The sequence below is a fragment of the Methanoculleus sp. UBA413 genome, from assembly GCF_002502935.1.
Lineage (GTDB): Archaea > Halobacteriota > Methanomicrobia > Methanomicrobiales > Methanoculleaceae > Methanoculleus > Methanoculleus bourgensis.
This window is the reverse complement of the sequence record NZ_DAQR01000110.1, coordinates 1-15,346: the sequence shown is the minus strand read 5'-3', so window position 1 is coordinate 15,346 and position 15,346 is coordinate 1. Positions and strand designations below refer to the sequence as shown.

Sequence of the window (15,346 nt, the reverse complement as noted above, 5' to 3'; positions counted from 1 at the left end):
TTGCTCCCACAACCCGTACCGATTACGGGCTTGTTGGGCCATTACCCCAACAACAACCTAATCGGCCGCAGATCCATCCTAGGGCGTCGGAACTTTGGATTACAGGGCATTCCAGCATCTGTAATCTATAGGGTATTATCCCCAGTTTCCCGGGGTTATCCCCTTCCCTAGGGCAGGTTATCCACGTGTTACTGAGCAGTACGCCGAGGGCCGAACCCTCTCGACTCGCATGGCTTAATCGAACCCCGATAGCAGTGACCTCTGGCAGGATCAACCAGAATTTGGAAGTATGCACACTACTAAACTTGGGAGGAATTAGCGGTTACTGAACAAATTTCCGCATTGCCAATGCCAACGTCAGAACCAACCCGCGTCATGCGCGGTCACGTTGATTCTCCATCAAACAGGGAAACAATGTTTATTTTGTAAGTATTTAAACACTTGGTTCCCATATCAGATCCGAGTTTTGATGACTCGGATCGTCATGTCCTTTGCGATACAGGGCGTCCGGTCCAAACCAGGCCGGACTGTTTCTCCTGCGTGAGAATAAACATTTGTCGTTCCCGACATATAAATGTTCCTTCTCCACATCAGGATCCATTCTGGATATCCGAATGAAATCCCGGACCCGAATGCAGAAGCCGGCCAGAACATTGTGTTCCAGCCACCCTGTTTCACCTGTGCAGGAATTAATGTTTGCGATTCATCGCATATATACATTGTGTTCCTGCTTCAGGATTCAGATCGGGAATCCACGATATATTCCCGGTCCGATCGTGCCACATTGCCCGTTTAGGCGAATGCCAACACATCTTGTGAGAATACATGTTGGAAATCCAGACATATAAACATTGTCAACCCGTATCAGGCCTGAGACAGTTCTCGGACCCTCACAGCAGTTGAGGGGACACCGATCAGACCACCCGAACCGGGCTGCACGATCTGATGTCCTGACAACACAGCCTTACTATGTTGTCGCCAATGTCATATAAACATTTCCCCGCTCTGTCGGATCCAAGCACCTGGCTTGGACCCCCATATTTGCCAGAAGCCTCGCGCATCCCGCCTCTGAATGCAGAATCAGGCGCGAGATTCGCCTCCGACTTGACTATAACATGTAGACCCCGCGAGTATTTATAGATTTACCCTCGCCCTACACAGAAAGCCGGCATCCGGTCGTGGATCGGCCCGAAGCAGGCTCCAGGAGCACCAGAGTATATAAACGAAGTGCATGGCACACCCCTCCGCGCGCGAACCAGTCTAGGGCAGGGGCCTCCCGGATACCCGGAAAACGCCCCGTGCAGGGATAAAAACAACCCCATACAGTGGACCATGGTAGCTAATCGCGCCAGGGGTGCCGGGGAGAGGGGGTCTCCCCATCAGCGACAACCTGACCCCGGAGCCTTGCGGTGCCCAGAGAGAACATGATTACGTTATTTTTGTAGGGGTTGAGCATCTCGTCTACTCTTGTCCATGCGGTTGTTACCTCTCGCGCGAAGTCTGTGTAACTCCACCCTTCGCGCCCTTCGCGTGAGGTTTTGGTATAGAGAGGTGCTAGAGTCTCTCGCGCGGAAGTTCGCGAAGTCCGAGTAGCTCCTCCCAACCGGAACTCATCGCGACTTCGCGTGCGGCCGACCATCCGCGCTCAAGCCCGAAAATAAAGGTGAAATGCTCCACTATGTTCCAGAATCGCTGATCGCACAAACCCCGGGCGATACCAGGACACCGATACGCCGGCTACATGAGGGGACGCGGGTATGCCGGACCGCGGCAGCTATTCATCATCCGTGTCAGGCTCCGGGATATGCTCGCCGACATACACCTCACCGAAGAACTCGTCCTGCCAGAGAGCGAGTTTCCCCTCAAGCATCAGGAAAAGGAGCGGGATATAGACCTCATGCCGCTCCCGGTCCATCGACCCCGAGAGTTTGTCGAGCGTCAGGACACCATCACCCGCCCGCGCGGAACGCCGGTACCCCTCCATCACGCCCGCGACCGCCTTCTGGTACCCCTCGTCGTGCGCCACCGCCACGACCTCCTCGGCATCCAGATCGAGATCCGGTTCAGGGGGCGCGGGCTTCCGCCTCCGCTGTTTCCGGCGCTGCTCCTTCTCCGCCGTCTTCAGCTGCTTGATAAGTTCATAGAGCGTAACTGGCGGGCGCTTCCGCAGGTTCTTCCGCCGCAGACGGCGCTGGATCTCTCGCTCCAGGCGCTCGATCGGTTCGCCCTCCCCGCCCGACTCAAAGTCAAACTCAAAATCGGTGAAGAGGTCAACCTCATCATCCGGGGAGGGATCTTCGTCTTCATCCTCGCCCCATCCCTCAAGATACTCCGACTTCAGGCGCAACAGGCACGCGGCATAGAAGAGCGTCCTCCCCGAGACCCGCAGGTCCAGTTCCTTCCGGCGGTCGAGTTCGGCCAGGAACCGGTCCGTCACATCAACGATATCGATGTTCCAGGGGTCGACCTCGCCCCGCTCGGCCATCCCGACCAGGATCTCGACAGGCTCTTCATCCATTGTTCTGCACACCGGTCACGTAGGTGCTCTTGTCCGGGCGAATCGTCACACCCACAATCCGGTCGGCGCGCTCGATCATCGGCTTTCGAAGCGAGACGATGATCGACTGCGCGTTCCCCGAGAGCTCGCTGATCATGGCGGCGATCCGGCCGACATTGCTCCCATCAAGGAACATATCCACCTCATCCAGCGCATAGAACGGCGCGGGCATGTACTGCTGGATCGAGAAGATGAACGCAAGCGTGGTCAGCGACTTCTCGCCGCCGGAGAGCGCAGAGAGGAGATGGACCTTCTTGTCCCGCGGCTGCACCGCAAACGTCATGCCACCGGAGAACGGGTCCTCCTCATTATCGAGAACCAACCTGCCGCTCCCCTCGGTCAGCCGCGCGAAGATCTCCTGGAAATTCGCATCGATCGCCCTGTACGCGGTCATGAAAGCGTCGTACTTCATCTTCTCGTACTTCTCGATCCGCTCAAGAAGCATCGTCCGCTCCCGCGAGAGCACCTCCTTCTTCGCGGTCCGTTCCTCGACGCGCGTACTAACACGGTCGCACTCCTCGATCGCGAGCATATTCACAGCACCGATCTTCTTGAGCGCCCGCTCGGCTTCTGCAATCCCGGCATCGATGGCCGCAAGATCGAGATCGGTCTCCACATCACCGGCCTGCTCCCGGAGCGCCGCAAGCTCTGCAAGCAGCGAGCGCTCCCGTTCCACGAGCGCATCGATCTGCATCCGGACACGCTCCATCGCACCCGTGAGTTCGAGAACCTCCCGGTCCAGCGACCGGATCTCACCAAGCACGCGGTCGCGTTTCTCGTGCAGCCCGGCAAGTTCATCGGAGAACTCCTTCTGGCGTGCCTCGAGCTGGACGATCAGGCGGCGCCGCCCCTCGATCTCCTCCCCGGCCGCCGCGATCTCGCCATCGATCTCCTGGTTCTTCGCCACCAGGCGGTCCCGCTCCGCGGTGAGCTCCTCGACACGGTTGGCGAAGTGCTGCCGCTCACGTTTGGCATCGGTGATATCCGCATCCTTGTTCCGGAGCCGGCGCTCGATATCCTCGACAGCTCGCCGGAGATCCTCGTACTGCCCGGTGAGAGCCGGGATCTCGGTGTCGTCAAGTTTCTTCTTGAGGTCGTCAACCTCCCCGGAGATCCGCGCGATCTCGTCCGCAGTCCGCTCGAGATCCGCTTCAAGCCGCGCAAGTTCCTCGCCGCCGGTCTTCGCATCACGGAGCATCTCGCGCAGAGTCGCTTCCAGGGTCTGCTTCTCCCCAGTGAGCACCTCGATGCGCTTTGAAAACTCTTCAGTGAGCATCCGGTAGCGCGCAACCTGCTCATCGACCGCACTCCGCTCCGCCCGCTTTGCCTCCGAAACCTCAGCAAGACGACCGATGGACGCACCGATCTCCGCCGCCTCAGCCTCAAGACCGGCAAGCGTTGCGCGGACCCGCGTGATCTCGTCATCGACAGCCACCCCGAACCCGCGGATCTTCTTCTTCTGCACGCCGCCGGTCATGGCGCCGCTCTTCTCGACGAAGTCCCCGTCCAGGGTGACCATCCTGTACCTGCCCATCAGCCGCCGCGCCCGCTCGAGGGTATCCACCACCACCGTCGCGCCGAAGACAACCCGGAAAGCACGCTCGAACGCCGGGTCGAACTCCAGGAGGTCGACCGCGTAGCCGATGATGCCCGGATCAGCCTCCAGCGGCGAGAGGATCGGGACACGGAGTTTGTTGAGCGGCAGGAACGTGACCCGGCCGAGACGGTTCTCTCTCAGGTAGCGGATCGCGTCGGATGCAATCCCGTCGTTATCGACGATCACCCAGCGGAGCCGGCCCATGGCCGCGATGTCAAGCGCAGTCGCATACTCAGGCGGCGCCCGCCCGAGCTGTGCGACGGTGCCGTGCGCGCCATCCATGCCGAGGACAAACTCCATCGCCCTCCCGCCGGCATCTCCCTGAGCCTGCTGCTGCGCCTCAAAGCGCATCAGTTCCTGCTCGTTCTCCCTGATCTCCTTCTGCAGCCGGTCAAGAGCCGATCGCCGGGCAAAGAGCGTGCTCTCGACATCAGAGATCTCACGCTCGACCTCGCGCTTCTGCGCCTCGCAGTCGGCCATGCAGGAAGAGTACTCGGTGACCTGTTCCTGCTTGTTCGCCAGTTCCTCATCGATCTGGCGGATGCGCGCCTCCAGGCGTTCGCGCTCCGATGTCCGCATGCGGCTCTTCTCGATGAAGATGTCCTGCTCGCGGAGGATCTTCGCCCGGAGCTCCTTCTTGCTCTCGAGGTCCTGCAGCCGCGCGAAGAGCTGGTCCTTTAACCCCTCAACCTCCTTGCTCTCGCCTGCTATACGCTCCTCGATCGCCTTCATCTGCTCGCGCTGGCCTGAGAGTTCCATCGCCAGGTTCGCGCGGTCGATCGAGAGGTTGCGGATCTGCCCGGCACACTCCTCGACCTTTGCCTCGGCGCGCCTGCTGTCCATGTAGACCCGCTGGACCGCCTCCAGGTTCTCATTCCGGTTGGCCATGAGACGTTCGATGGTCTTCTCGGCGAGCTTGATCCCGCCTCGCGCCTCCTCAAGCCTTCCTACGAGGTCGAGGTATTCGGGGCCGCTCTTCCGGTTGATCTCGTCATCGACCGCGCGCTGGCGCTCGCGCGCCTCCTCAAGGCGCGCCGTGGCAGCCTCCGTCTCGCCGGTGATGCGCACGACCTCAGCCTGCTGATCACGCATCAGGTCGTGCAGGGTGCCGATCTCCTGCTCTTTCTGCCTGACAAGCGCCGCCCCCCGGCACCGTCCGAAGTGCTCGAGTTGCTCCTGCCACCGCCGGTACTCGATCGCCTGCTCGCGCTCATGCTGGAGCGCATCCAGTCGTGCGGCGAGCTCGCCAAGGAGGATCTCCTCACGCTCGATCCGCTCCCGCACCACCTCAAGTTCCGAGAGAGCCTGTTCACGCTTACTGTCGAACTCGGCGACACCCGCTATCTCATCGATGATCTTGCGCCGTTCACCGTCGCTCATCTCCATGATCCGGGTGATATCACCCTGCATCACGACATTGTAACCCTCAGGCTTGACCCCTAACTTCGCAAGGAACTCGATGACGTCGCCCTGTTTGCAGAGACGACCGTTCAGGTAATTGTAACTGTAGTACCCGGCCGGCGTCCGCTTGATCCGGCGGCGGATCGTCGTGCCGTCCGAGAACGTAACCCCCACCTCGGCGGTGTTCTTCCCGGTGTTGACGTTGATCAGGTCGGTCAGCTTCTCGGCCCGCAGCCCCCGCGCACCCGAGAGGGCCAGGACAAAGAGGATGCTATCTATGATGTTGCTCTTCCCTGAACCGTTCGGGCCTGAGATGACAGTAAATCCTTCAAAAAAGGGGATTTTTGTCTTTCTGGCGAAAGACTTGAAGTTGTCGATCTCAAGGTGCGTGATATACAAGGATCAGGCTCCCCCGGCTACCGGTCAAGGTCGAGCGTGTCACTCTCTTCAGCCTGGATGACATCCCCGACCTTGCGCTTCTTCTGTTCCACGAACAGGGTCCGTTCAGACGACCTGCTGCCCCTGCCCTTGCCCTTCATCGGTGCATTCCCAAATTTGGTGCTGGCAACGATGTACTCCGATGATCTTCTCGGCTCCGGTTTCAGCGTCCCGTCGTTCTGCATGATGAGGTCCAGCTCCCCTTCTTCAACGGTGGGCTCGGCAGGCCGCGTCTCCGCCGGGCGCGTGGAGGTCCGGGGCTCAACACGCGCGCGCGGTTCGGCGCCGACCCGGGGTTCAGCCCTGACTGTGGCCGCCGCCGTCCTCTCTTCAGTCGCCACCGGCTTTTTCTTGCGCTCTTCAACGTCCCGGCAGAGATTCATGGTCACCGATTTGAGATCCAGAACCTCTGCAGTCAGGCCTTTCACCAGGGCCTCAAGTTCCCGCACCTTCCGCTCCAGATCGCGCACGCGTTCATCCTCCACCTCCGATTCCGTCGGCCGCTCAGTTTCTATCATGGTCTCCATCTCCTTCTCGCGCTCCGCGAGTTCTCGCTCGAGAAATCGTATCCTCGCATCCTTCTTCGCCATAATCTCCCTCAAATTAATCCTTGATATAATTACGTAATAATATTACTATAGATTCACCGAATGAAGAATTATTACATTTTATCCGGCATCAGGTCGAGGGACAGGCAGCCAGCGCTTCGAAGCCACCCTCATCTGAAGGGTATGGCTTACCCTGGTGCGTGATGCGGATCGCCAACAACCGCACGGACTTCGCGAAGTATTTCTGTTTCCCGCTGTTCTCTTCGCAAGCGACCTCATCGCAGATGTGAAGACGGCGGCAGAATCTCACGTGAAGCCCAGTACTTCGCTCATTTCGGCATCTGAAATCGACCAATGCAGCCTCGCATAGCGACCTAAAACGGGATTGGCAGCACCAGGGCACCGGACTTCGCGGCTTCGCGCTCAACGCGAGAGGCCATATTGCTATCTTCGGCCATTAACTCACGCGAAGCCGCGAACAACGCGAAGGGAGGTCGATGGTTTAACCTCTTGGAGATTACCTCAACCGTTTTAGCGAAGTACTGAGGCCATACCCCCATCTCCCCACACGCGACCGGCGGTCCGCCTCATGCCAGAGCCATCCAGAATACGGTGACTCGATGCACTACCACAAATCCTGCAAAAGAAAGAATATTACCTCACCGGAGCAACCTTTTCCTGCATGTCTAGTCTGGCAAACTTCGATCCTGAAATCGCGGGCCTCATCGAGGAAGAGCGCCTGCGTCAGGTCAATGGATTAGAATTGATTGCCTCCGAGAACGTCGTCAGCAAGGCTGTTCTCGAGGCGATGGGTTCTATAATGACCAATAAGTATGCCGAGGGGTATCCCGGCAAGCGTTACTACGGGGGTTGCGAGTTCCACGATGTCGTGGAGAACCTGGCACGCGACCGGTTATGCAAACTCTTTGGAGCGGAACACGCAAATGTCCAGCCGCACTCGGGAAGCCAGGCAAACCAGGCGGTATATTTTGCGTATCTCAACTACAAGGACAGGATCATGAGCCAGAGCCTCACACAGGGAGGCCACCTCTCTCACGGCTCGCCGGTCAACATCACCGGGCGCTGGTATTCTATCTTCCACTACGGCGTCGATTCCGAGACAGAGACACTCGACTACGCGGCTATCGAGGATATAGCCCGGATCGCGAAACCCCAGATCATCGTCTGCGGTGCAAGCGCCTACCCGCGCGAGATCGACTTTAAGGCGTTCCAGGAGATCGCCGAGACCGTCGGCGCGCGGTGCATGGCCGACATCGCCCATATCGCCGGACTCTGCGCGACCGGATACCATAACAGCCCGGTCGGTGTCGTCGATATCGTGACGACGACGACCCACAAGACCCTTCGCGGCCCTCGCGGCGGCGCCATCATGTGCAGCAAGGAGGACGCCCCGGCCATCGACAAGTCCATCTTCCCGGGCATGCAGGGCGGCCCGCTGATGCACACCATTGCCGCAAAGGCGGTCTGCTTCAAGGAAGCGCTGACCCCTGCATACAAAGATTACTGCGGACAGGTCGTCAAAAACGCGCGCACCATGGCAGAAGTCCTCGCAGAGGAGGGGCTCGACCTCGTCGCCGGCGGCACCGACAACCACCTCATCCTGCTCGACCTGACCGGGGTCTCCACGGACGGCCAGCACCTCACCGGGCTTGCGGCCGAGACCGCACTCGGCGAGGCAGGTATCACCGTGAACAAGAACACCATCCCCCGCGAACAGCTCAGCCCCTTCGTGACGAGCGGACTTCGCATCGGCACGCCGGCGGTCACCTCCCGCGGCATGAAAGAGGAAGAGATGAAACAGATCGGTCACTGGATCGCCCGGGTCGTAAAGGATGTCGCCAAAGATCCGACCTCAAAGAAGGCGATCACCGAAGTGAGAGAAGAGGTTATTGCTCTCGCAAGCAAGTACCCCCTCTACCCTGAAGTAGCATGATACTCGACGGAAAAGCAGTCTCTGAGAAGAGGCTTGAGCTCCTCAAGGAGAAGATAGAGGAGTCCGGGCTCTACCCGCGCCTTGCGACGGTCATCGTGGGCGAAGACCCGGCATCAAAACTCTACGTCCGCATGAAGCACCGGACGTGCGAGCGTGTCGGGATCGGGTCCATCGGCATCGAACTCCCGGAGGATGCCTCCACGGAACGGGTGCTTGAGGCGGTAACACGCCTCAACAACGACCCCGATATCAACGGCATCCTGGTCCAGCTCCCGCTTCCGTCGCAGGTGGACACCACCCGCGTCATCAATGCGGTCGCGCCCGGAAAGGACGTGGACGGGTTCCACCCCTATAACCTCGGGAGGCTCCTTGCCGGGGACCCGGTCTTTGCCCCCTGCACGCCGCAGGGGATCATGACGATCCTTGAGGAGTACAGGATCCCGATCCAGGGGCAGCGGGCGGTCGTCGTCGGCCGGAGCATCGATGTGGGCAGACCCATGGCCGCCCTGCTCCTCAACGCCGATGCGACCGTCACCATCTGCCACTCGAAGACGAAGAAGATCGAAGATGAGATGAGAGGCGCCGATATCCTCGTCAGCGCGGTCGGGAGATTGAAGTTTGTCAGACCGGAGATGGTGAAGGAAGGAGCGACCGTCATCGATGTCGGAATCAACTACGACGAGCAGGGCAAACTCTGCGGCGACGTCGACTTTGAGGCGGTGCGCGAGCGCGCGGGAACGATAACCCCGGTCCCCGGCGGCGTCGGCCCCATGACGATCGCGACGCTGATGGAGAACACATTCAAGGCGGCCAGGCTTTCGGCATGCTGCAACAACACTGTATTGTAGACCGCCTCAGGATCGGCGCCGGAGCGCCAGTTCGCCTGATGGGCATCATCAACTGCAGCCCCGAGTCGTTCTACCGGGGCTCCTATACCCCGACCGGGAGGATATACGACCGCGCCCTTGCCATGCAAGAAGCGGGGGCCGACATGATCGACCTCGGGGCGCGGAGCACGGCTCCGGGTTCGGTCCCCATCACCGTCGCTGAAGAGGCGGAACGGGTGGATGCAGCGCTCTCAGAACTCGACGGGACCGGGATCACCCTCTCGGTGGATACCCGCTACCCGGAGGTGCTCGAGGTCTGCCTCCGCCACGACGTCCACGCGGTGAACGACATCTCGGGGCTCGCCGACGAGCGCTACGCGCGGGCGGTCGCAGACTCCGGGTTGCCGGTCTTTGTGATGGCAAGTTTCAGGGAACCGGGCGATGCCGCCGGGCTTGCCGAAACACTCGCGGCACTCGAGGCGGTCGTGACGCGGTGCGCGCGCCTTGAGATCGACGAATACGTCCTTGACCCTGCCGTCGGGAGATGGATCCCGGAACGGACAAACGAGGATGACTGGGAGCTCTGCCGGAACTTTGAGGCGTTCTTAACCTTCGGCCGCCCGGTGCTCGCCGCGATCTCCCGAAAGACCTTCATCGGAGACCTGATCGGAAAAGGACCGGAAGAGCGGCTCGCGGGAACCCTCGCGCTCACCATGGACCTGGTCAGGCAGGGAGCGGCCGTGGTCAGGAGCCACGACGTCGCCGAGACTGCAGACCTGCTCAGGGTGTATGAGAAGATGAGACAGACATGACGAGGCTATCATACTCTGTGTACGGTCTTGCGACCCCCCTGGTCCGGGCCGGGGATGATATGGCGGCGCATATCCTCGCAGCCGCCGAACGCTCGGAGTGCGGGGGGTTGCAGGCAGGGGATATCGTGGTCGTCGCTGAGTCGGCCGTGGCCACCGCCGAGGGGCGGGTCGCGAGACTGGACGATATCGAACCCTCGCCCGAAGCGCTCCGGCTTGCCGAAGACTACCAGATGGACCCCCGCCTGGTTGAGGTGGTGCTCAGGGAGAGCGACCGGGTCGTCGGGGGCATCCCGGGGTTCCTGCTCTGCATGAAGAACGGGACGCTCCTCCCAAACGCTGGAATCGACGCATCCAATGCCCCGTCCGGCTCCGTCGTCCTGCTGCCGGTGGATCCGGATGCGACCGCTGCGCGGATACGTGCCGGGATCGCAGAGCGAACCGGGGCAGACGTCGGTGTCATCATCGCCGATTCAAGGACACATGCGATGCGCCTTGGGTGCTGCGGGGTCGCTATCGGGTGCTCGGGCATCCCCTCGGTCCTTGACGAGCGCGGAAAGCAGGATCTCTTCGGCCGCGAACTCGAGGTCACCAAACGAGCGGTGGCTGACTGCATCGCATCAGCGGCCGAACTGGTGATGGGGGAAGCAAACGAGTGCGTCCCCGCAGTCGTTGTGCGGGGGACCGGGCTTCCCGTCGGCGACTACGCAGGGGTCGCCACCATCGATGCTTCAGAGTGTCTCTTTATGGGCGTCGCGCTGCACGCCGACCCGTCCCTTCTCGTCGATGGCAAGGGTAAACCCTGAATTCTCCAGGAACTCCTTGCTCTTTCTCCCTTTTCCATGGATCAGGATCTCAACGAGGTCTTCCTTCTCATCGATGTCGGTCGACATCCGGAACGAGTCGATCACCTCGACTGAGAAGCCGCACTCTTCTGCAACCGCCATGTGGTCGATGAAACTTGCGCCGTAGAAGTCGGCGTGGAAGCATTGCGGTTTCTTCAGGAAAATTACGTTCGTCCCGCCGCCCCGGCCCGGCACGATAGCCATGTCCTTCTCAGTGCGGATCAGCCGCTGGATATCCCCGGCAGTCACCAGGGGGAGGTCGGCCATGATGATGAGCGCAGGACAGTGGAACTGCCTGAGCGCCCAGTTGATCGCTTCGTTCAGGGGCTCTTTCCTGACGGCGATGAGCGTGTCCTCGTGTTTGAAGGGGTGGGTGCAGAGCAGGGTGGCGCTGCACCCCGACTTCAGCACAGAGGCGATCACGTCTTCGAGCATCGTCCGTGCAAACGCCTCCCGCTCTTCCTGGCTGAGGATGCAGGAGAGACGCGTCTTGGGGTTTACGGGCTTAAAGGGAATAAGCGCGTGAAAATACATTGTGAAACGGTTGTCGGGGCAGCATCAAAAAGGCATCGTTAATGGTGCACGCCCAAAACTATCCATCCACCGGATTTACGACATTGAATAATCCCACACGCCCCGGACCACCCCTTCGCGGACTTCGCGCGAGGCCCCCATCACCATCGCCATACCCCTGCTTCACGCACCAGAGCAGGCTCTCCCCTCAAAGAGGGCTCGATGCACTCCCAAACTTCAAGTGCGGAAGTGTCGACATACTATCCATGCACCGGCGCGTGATTACCTACTCAAGGAACGCATTCCTCCCCCTAACAACAGTCTGCGCAAACCGTTGCGGTTACTGCTGCTTCCGGACCCCGGTGCGGGAGGGGTGCATCATGCCCCCCGGCGAGGTGCTCCGCACCATGGAGGTGAGCGCGGAACTTGGCTGCACCGAGGCGCTCTTCACCTTCGGGGAGCGCCCTGGTGCGGTTCCCGGGTTTACCGCCATGCTCGAGCGGATAGGCTACACCGATATCCTCGACTACGTCTACGACCTCTCTCTTGCGGCTCTACGGCTTGGGCTCCTGCCGCACACCAACGCCGGCATCCTCTCCTACCAGGAACTCGACCGGCTCCGACTCGTGAACGCGAGCATGGGGCTGATGCTCGAGACGACCGCGGAGGTTGTCGCGCACCGGGATTCTCCGGGAAAAGACCCCGGCGTCAGGATCGAGATGATCGAGAACGCAGGCAAACTCTCGATACCGTTCACGACCGGGATCCTGGTCGGGATCGGTGAGACGATGGAGGACAGGGAAGAGTCTTTCCAGGTCATCAGGGACCTCCACCGACGATTTGGCCATATCCAGGAGGTCATCGTGCAGAACTTCCGCCCGAAGCCCGGGACCCCGATGGAAGGCACACCAACTCCCGAGACGAGCGAACTCTGTGCGACGATAACCCTCGCCCGGGAGATCCTCCCCTCCGACGTGGCGGTGCAGATACCGCCGAACCTCGCTGATGCCTCTCACCTGATCGGGTGCGGCGTGGACGACCTCGGCGGGGTCTCCCCGCTCACCATCGACTACGTCAACCCCGAGCGCCCCTGGCCGGAGATCGAGGAACTGAAGAGAGTGGCCGGCGATGCCGAGCTCCGGGAGCGGCTCTGCATCTACCCGCAATACATCGAGAAAGGCTGGTACTCTCCCCTCCTCGAACCCCTGATCCGGCAGCTTGCGGAGAGGATTCGCAAGGTCGAACCGGGATGAGGGTGCATAACCTCATCATAAATCCCGATCAACATCTACCAGGAGATTTCGCCATGAAACAGGTTGACCTCCTCTACGCGGGGAAGGCTAAATCCGTCTATCGCACTGATGACCCGGAAGTGTATATCGTGAAGTTCCGGGACGACATCACGGCCTTTGATGGTGAGAAGAAAGACACCCTGAGCGGCAAAGGAAGATATAACGCAGAGGTCTCCTCCTTCCTCTTTGGATACCTGGAGGAGCACGGGATCGGGACACACTACCTCGCAAGTCTTGAGCCCGCCACGATTGCGGTGCGGAGGCTTGAGATGTTCCCCCTCGAGGTGATCGTGAGAAACGTCGCGGCCGGATCAATCGTGCGCCGCTACCCGTTCCGCGAAGGTGAACCGCTCGATCCGCCGGTGATCGTCATCGATTACAAGAGCGACGCCCACCATGACCCGATGCTGAACGACGACCTGATCTACGCCCTGGGGCTTGCCACGCCCGAGGAACTCGACCAGATCAAGGCCATGGCGCTCGCGGTAAACGAGGTGCTCTCTGAGTATCTTGACCAGCGCGGCATCACCCTGGTCGACTTCAAACTCGAATTCGGCCACCATGATGGGGAGATCGTCGTCGGCGACGAGATCAGTATGGACTCGATGCGGCTCTGGGATAAGGAGACCGGGGCGTCCCTCGATAAGGACGTCTACCGCTTCAACAAGGGAGACGTCATGGAGACCTACGCCGGCGTCGCGAAACGGATACTCTCGCCGCCTCAAAGGGGGTCTGCATGAAGTTTGACGTAACCATCACTATCGCCCTCAAAGAGGGGATGCTGGACCCTGAAGCGCGTGCCATCAGGCACGCCCTCGCAAACCTCGGGTTTGCGACCGGGGACCTGAGCACGGCGCGCCTCTTCCGGATCGGGATCGACGCGGAAGATGCGGCAGCGGCACGGGAGGAGGCCCGGGCGATCTGCGAGCGGCTCCTTGCAAACCCGGTCATCCACCGCTACACCATTGAGGTCGAGTAAAGTATGCGATTCGCTGTGGTACAGTTCGGCGGCAGCAACTGCGACCGGGACACCTACCACGTTCTCGCGGATGTCTGCGGGGTCGATACCGACCTGGTCTGGTACAAGGAGGGGCTCACGCGGTCCTATGACGCCGTGGTGCTCCCGGGTGGGTTCTCGTACGGGGACTACCTCCGGGCGGGGGCCATCGCCGCCCGGACAACGATCATGAGCGATGTCGTCAGGCACGCGAAGAGCGGGGGGCTGGTCCTTGGGATCTGCAACGGCGCGCAGATCGCTTCAGAGGCCGGGCTGGTGCCGGGCACCTTCACGCTGAACGCCTACCCGAAGTTCATCTCGCGGCACGTCTACCTCCGCATCGAGAACACCACGTCCCCGTTCACCACCCTCTACCGGGAGGGCGAGGTGATCAGGGTCCCGATCGCTCATAAGGAGGGGCGGTACGTTGCCCCTGAGGACGTGGTCGCGCGGCTGAATCGGGACGGGCAGGTCGCGTTCCGGTTCTGTGATGAGCACGGCAACACTACACCGGAGAGCAACCCGAACGGGTCGGCAGAGAACATCACCGGCGTCCTCTCGGAAGCAGGAAACGTGCTCGCGATGATGCCGCATCCGGAGCGGGCAAGTGAGCGCGTACTCGGATCAGAGGACGGCGTCAAAATCTTTAACTCGATGATAGCCCATATCGAAGAGCACGGACGCCGGAGACCCACACGATAGGAGTTTTGTTATGACTGAAGAAGGGATTGAAGAAGCGCGTACCAGGGCAAAGCAGTACGCGAAGGAGAAAGGCTTTGTGCTGAATGTCGACGAGAAACAACTCTCGGCCGTCCTCCGCGGGCTCGCCCGGAACGAAGAGCGGTTCGGGGCTGCATACTGCCCCTGCAGGCTCCGGAGCGGGGATCCTGAAAAGGACAAGATCATCATCTGCCCCTGCATCTACCACGAGAAAGAGATCGAGGAGCAGGGCATGTGCCACTGCAGGCTGTTCTTCAAGAAGAAATCTGAATAATATTTTTTGTGCCCATCCTCCGGCCCGGGGAAGGGGCATGCCGGTGGGCCGGTTATTGTGTGAGAGATCCCCAAAACGCTCATGAGGCCGCGCCTTAATGCTCTTTGTCGTCCAAAACCCAAAAATCCGACGTCACCTTCGCGACCTTCGCGGCTTCGCGTGAGGTCAAATCCTCATCTTCACGCGTGGTCATCGACGTTGCATTTCACGCATCGGAATCTTCAAAATAAAGTGACACGATGCAGTAGGCTGCATGCGTGAAAACCCATATGTTGGAGCAGGTGGGGTGCAGGGATGGACTGAACAGAGATATTTCCCGGGCTCGCCCCAGGCAGTGAGTGGATCGTGGTGGGAATACCTTGGGGCCCGGGAGAGAGGCTCCCCCATTGGCGTGAACCCAACCATGGGTGCACTGCGTTCCGGGTTGGCTATCGGCGGGGTTCAAACCCTGTTGAACCCGCATGTCAGTTCTGGTGATCGTTCCCACCCACCTCAGCGTGGGTGGTGAACGCGGAGTATCCCCCGGCTCACCCAGGCAGTGGACCGTGGTGGGAATCGCCCTGGGGGTGGGGGC

At 60.4% G+C, this 15,346-nt stretch carries 13 protein-coding genes and 1 rRNA gene; 9 read left to right on the top strand and 5 right to left on the bottom strand.

The window, feature by feature from the left end; all coding sequences use genetic code 11:
- The 4 genes from BP858_RS09120 to BP858_RS09105 form a co-directional block, all read right to left on the bottom strand.
- A 16S ribosomal RNA gene (locus BP858_RS09120) occupies positions 1–281 on the bottom strand; the annotation flags it as partial.
- A 1,493-nt stretch (positions 282–1,774) separates the two neighbouring features.
- A complete protein-coding gene (locus BP858_RS09115; RefSeq protein ID WP_062262004.1) occupies positions 1,775–2,518 on the bottom strand; it encodes a segregation/condensation protein A in 744 nt (247 codons plus the stop codon).
- Complete coding sequence (gene smc, locus BP858_RS09110) at positions 2,511–5,954, bottom strand: chromosome segregation protein SMC (RefSeq protein ID WP_062262001.1); 3,444 nt, start codon at positions 5,952–5,954, stop codon at positions 2,511–2,513. Before smc ends, BP858_RS09115 begins: the two co-directional genes overlap by 8 nt.
- Positions 5,955–5,971: 17 nt before the next feature.
- Positions 5,972–6,583, bottom strand: a complete 612-nt coding sequence (locus tag BP858_RS09105) for a DUF7518 family protein (RefSeq protein WP_062261998.1) — start codon at positions 6,581–6,583, stop codon at positions 5,972–5,974.
- 640 nt (positions 6,584–7,223) lie between these two features.
- On the opposite strand from BP858_RS09105, the gene glyA reads away from it, so the two are divergent.
- From glyA to cofE, 4 genes are read left to right on the top strand one after another with little or no spacing between them, the layout of a single operon-like run.
- Positions 7,224–8,495: a serine hydroxymethyltransferase gene (glyA, locus tag BP858_RS09100; protein ID WP_014866455.1), complete on the top strand. Its 1,272-nt coding sequence runs from the start codon at positions 7,224–7,226 to the stop codon at positions 8,493–8,495.
- Positions 8,492–9,343 carry a bifunctional methylenetetrahydrofolate dehydrogenase/methenyltetrahydrofolate cyclohydrolase FolD gene (gene folD / locus BP858_RS09095; RefSeq protein WP_062261993.1) on the top strand — a complete coding sequence of 284 codons (852 nt, stop codon included), beginning with the start codon at positions 8,492–8,494 and terminating at the stop codon, positions 9,341–9,343. The genes glyA and folD overlap by 4 nt, the downstream gene beginning before the upstream one ends.
- Positions 9,319–10,134 (top strand): dihydropteroate synthase, encoded by an 816-nt coding sequence (folP, locus tag BP858_RS09090; protein ID WP_014866453.1) that lies wholly within the window; start codon positions 9,319–9,321, stop codon positions 10,132–10,134. The genes folD and folP overlap by 25 nt, the downstream gene beginning before the upstream one ends.
- Positions 10,131–10,937 carry a coenzyme F420-0:L-glutamate ligase gene (gene cofE / locus BP858_RS09085; RefSeq protein WP_024265343.1) on the top strand — a complete coding sequence of 269 codons (807 nt, stop codon included), beginning with the start codon at positions 10,131–10,133 and terminating at the stop codon, positions 10,935–10,937. Before folP ends, cofE begins: the two co-directional genes overlap by 4 nt.
- Here cofE and cofC read toward each other — a convergent pair.
- The gene (gene cofC, locus BP858_RS09080) at positions 10,863–11,510 is read right to left on the bottom strand and encodes a 2-phospho-L-lactate guanylyltransferase (RefSeq protein WP_014866452.1); all 648 of its coding nucleotides are present in this window, start codon (positions 11,508–11,510) and stop codon (positions 10,863–10,865) included. The two genes, cofE and cofC, sit on opposite strands and share 75 nt — an antisense overlap.
- 245 nt (positions 11,511–11,755) lie before the next feature.
- On the opposite strand from cofC, the gene cofG reads away from it, so the two are divergent.
- The 5 genes from cofG to BP858_RS09055 are packed head-to-tail and all read left to right on the top strand — an operon-like array spanning position 11,756 to position 14,772.
- Positions 11,756–12,742 (top strand): 7,8-didemethyl-8-hydroxy-5-deazariboflavin synthase CofG, encoded by a 987-nt coding sequence (gene cofG, locus BP858_RS09075; protein WP_214166909.1) that lies wholly within the window; start codon positions 11,756–11,758, stop codon positions 12,740–12,742.
- A 53-nt stretch (positions 12,743–12,795) separates the two neighbouring features.
- On the top strand, positions 12,796–13,521 hold the full coding sequence (purC, locus tag BP858_RS09070) for a phosphoribosylaminoimidazolesuccinocarboxamide synthase (RefSeq protein WP_062261981.1): 726 nt from the start codon (positions 12,796–12,798) through the stop codon (positions 13,519–13,521).
- Positions 13,518–13,760 carry a phosphoribosylformylglycinamidine synthase subunit PurS gene (gene purS, locus BP858_RS09065; protein WP_062261977.1) on the top strand — a complete coding sequence of 81 codons (243 nt, stop codon included), beginning with the start codon at positions 13,518–13,520 and terminating at the stop codon, positions 13,758–13,760. The genes purC and purS overlap by 4 nt, the downstream gene beginning before the upstream one ends.
- A 3-nt stretch (positions 13,761–13,763) precedes the next feature.
- A complete protein-coding gene (gene purQ, locus BP858_RS09060) occupies positions 13,764–14,480 on the top strand; it encodes a phosphoribosylformylglycinamidine synthase I (protein ID WP_286879335.1) in 717 nt (238 codons plus the stop codon).
- 10 nt (positions 14,481–14,490) lie between these two features.
- Positions 14,491–14,772 carry a ferredoxin-thioredoxin reductase catalytic domain-containing protein gene (locus BP858_RS09055; protein WP_014866447.1) on the top strand — a complete coding sequence of 94 codons (282 nt, stop codon included), beginning with the start codon at positions 14,491–14,493 and terminating at the stop codon, positions 14,770–14,772.
- Positions 14,773–15,346 lie beyond the last annotated feature (574 nt).

Excerpts from the sequence above, each read along its gene's own strand:
- folP (WP_014866453.1), top strand. The coding sequence starts at position 9,319 with ATGCTGCAACAACACTGTATTGTAGACCGCCTCAGGATCGGCGCCGGA.
- folD (WP_062261993.1), top strand. The coding sequence starts at position 8,492 with ATGATACTCGACGGAAAAGCAGTCTCTGAGAAGAGGCTTGAGCTCCTC.
- purC (WP_062261981.1), top strand. The coding sequence starts at position 12,796 with ATGAAACAGGTTGACCTCCTCTACGCGGGGAAGGCTAAATCCGTCTAT.
- BP858_RS09115 (WP_062262004.1), bottom strand. The coding sequence starts at position 2,518 with ATGGATGAAGAGCCTGTCGAGATCCTGGTCGGGATGGCCGAGCGGGGC.
- BP858_RS09105 (WP_062261998.1), bottom strand. The coding sequence starts at position 6,583 with ATGGCGAAGAAGGATGCGAGGATACGATTTCTCGAGCGAGAACTCGCG.
- cofG (WP_214166909.1), top strand. The coding sequence starts at position 11,756 with ATGCACCGGCGCGTGATTACCTACTCAAGGAACGCATTCCTCCCCCTA.
- BP858_RS09055 (WP_014866447.1), top strand. The coding sequence starts at position 14,491 with ATGACTGAAGAAGGGATTGAAGAAGCGCGTACCAGGGCAAAGCAGTAC.
- glyA (WP_014866455.1), top strand. The coding sequence starts at position 7,224 with ATGTCTAGTCTGGCAAACTTCGATCCTGAAATCGCGGGCCTCATCGAG.
- purQ (WP_286879335.1), top strand. The coding sequence starts at position 13,764 with ATGCGATTCGCTGTGGTACAGTTCGGCGGCAGCAACTGCGACCGGGAC.
- cofC (WP_014866452.1), bottom strand. The coding sequence starts at position 11,510 with ATGTATTTTCACGCGCTTATTCCCTTTAAGCCCGTAAACCCCAAGACG.
- purS (WP_062261977.1), top strand. The coding sequence starts at position 13,518 with ATGAAGTTTGACGTAACCATCACTATCGCCCTCAAAGAGGGGATGCTG.
- cofE (WP_024265343.1), top strand. The coding sequence starts at position 10,131 with ATGACGAGGCTATCATACTCTGTGTACGGTCTTGCGACCCCCCTGGTC.